This is a genomic window from Marinilabilia salmonicolor JCM 21150, assembly GCF_000259075.1.
GTDB lineage: Bacteria > Bacteroidota > Bacteroidia > Bacteroidales > Marinilabiliaceae > Marinilabilia > Marinilabilia salmonicolor.
Genome location: NZ_AJKI01000066.1, coordinates 1 through 269, shown reverse-complemented (window position 1 = coordinate 269; position 269 = coordinate 1). Strand labels below are relative to the sequence as shown.

Below are 269 nucleotides of genomic sequence, written 5' to 3'. Positions count from 1 at the left end.
CAGCGGCAAAAGTGGCATTGGAGCAATACGGATAGCAGGTGCTTCTTCTTCGTTCTGCTCATTCCCGGCATTCTCTTCTGCTACAATTGGCTTTATGGCATACTTGATACGTTCTATTCGACGAACATAGGTCTCACCTGGCTTGTGTTCAAGAATTTCAGTCACCTCTTCGCCGATACGCACCCAGTTGTCCTGTATGCCCTCTGGCTCTATGACTTCTACTACTCGTCGAAGGTGATCTGGTAACGGCTGACGTACGGGCTTCTTTT

1 pseudogene is annotated in these 269 nt (G+C 48.7%); it reads right to left on the bottom strand.

Features of this window, described 5'->3' with window-relative positions:
* Positions 1 to 183, bottom strand: a pseudogene (locus W7W_RS22660) (hypothetical protein); the annotation flags it as partial.
* Positions 184 to 269 lie beyond the last annotated feature (86 nt).